This is a genomic window from Helicobacter bilis ATCC 51630, assembly GCF_000686565.1.
Lineage (GTDB): Bacteria > Campylobacterota > Campylobacteria > Campylobacterales > Helicobacteraceae > Helicobacter_A > Helicobacter_A bilis.
Map to the genome: position 1 here is coordinate 1 of NZ_JMKW01000118.1, position 1,456 is coordinate 1,456.

General features: G+C 35.6%; 2 protein-coding genes. Both read left to right on the forward strand.

Annotated features, from left to right (window positions below; all coding sequences use genetic code 11):
* Positions 1-564: hypothetical protein (locus T368_RS16030; RefSeq protein ID WP_034595296.1), on the forward strand; the 564-nt coding region annotated here is incomplete at its 5' end.
* A gap of 145 nt (positions 565-709) precedes the next feature.
* A complete protein-coding gene (locus tag T368_RS0111490; RefSeq protein WP_004084634.1) occupies positions 710-1,213 on the forward strand; it encodes a hypothetical protein in 504 nt (167 codons plus the stop codon).
* The last annotated feature ends 243 nt before the right edge of the window (positions 1,214-1,456 follow it).

Here is a 1,456-nt window from a genome sequence, read left to right on the forward strand (position 1 = left end):
GTTGATGGTGGGCTTTTAATGTTTTTGCCCTTTTTTATGGTAGGAGTTACCTATATGCGTAATGACTATCATAAAAAAGGGCAAATCGTTAAAATGTTACCACAAGATGAAAGCTTTCACAAATTACAAAGAAAGGATCAAAACATGCTAGATTATAAACTCCTAAACACCCCAAAAAATACAAAAATGTTAGCTATACTTTTTGACAATGCCCTGCCAAACGAACACATACAAGAAGAACATATACAAGAGGCAATAAAAAAGCTGTATGGGGAAAATGCAAAAATTACAAGCTTAGTTTTAAATGAAGCAAAACCGCCCCTTGATTTAAGTGCATGTAATGATTATATTATACAAGTAAGATGTGATGATACAGACTACACCGCTTATAACTTTGCATGTTGCTTTTTAGATTCTAAAGATATGTTGAAATTGCGTGAAAGCATAGAAGATATTGCAGAATGTTTAAAGATATTGCGAGGTGATAGGTATTATACGCATCCGTTGTATTATAGAGATTTTGCACAAGCAATCTATGAAAAAGCTTTAAAGATTCAGCTTTGATTATACATTCACAAGATTAGCCCTTAAAATAGCTTAGCTATTTTAAGGGCTAAAACTTGCAAAGCCATAACGCAAATCTTAGAATCTAGCTAAAGCAAAACAAAGCAAACTAAAAGCTTTAAAAAATTAAACAAAAGGATAAACAATGGCAATGCCAGACCCCACACTAGGTAGAGTGCAAGACACAGGACATGCAGGTATAAGACAAGGTTTCCAATCTATTATGGATTCTTTAAACCAAAATTCACAAATGGCATTAACTGCTATTGAGAATTGGAAACAAAGAGATTACGCCGCACAAGAAGCAGAGAAAGAGAGAGTTTTTAAAGCAGATGAAGCACTAAAATCAAGAACACATGATGCAGAACAAAAAGGTTTAGACAGAGCTTCAAGCGAAAAAATCGCACATGAAAATAATGAAACACAAAAATATGTATCCAACAACGCATACAACGCCTCTATATTTAACTCTAAAGCACAAACTAGCAAAGAATGGAACGATGCGATGACAGCCGCAGTAGCTGCAGCACAGGCTGAGTGGGTAACAGACAAAAACGGCAACAGGGTAACAGACAGATATGGTAGGTATATGGTAAAAAACGCCGCCTCCATTTTCCAACGACAAAACACCCCACAAACGCAAACATGACAATTTGTATTTTTTGCAAGGGGCGAAATCCTTGCTTTTTGTCATGTTGAGTGCGAAGCACGAAACATCTCACTAGCATGAAAATAAAGATGTTTCGACTTCGCCTCAACATGACAAGAAAAGGCAAACAAAACAAACCCAGCTTTCCAAGATTGCGTTATGGCTTTTGTAATTTTTTCTACATTTTGGCTAGGAGTTATCTTTTGTGATAATGACTAGTCAAAATGTAGAAAATTTGCAGAA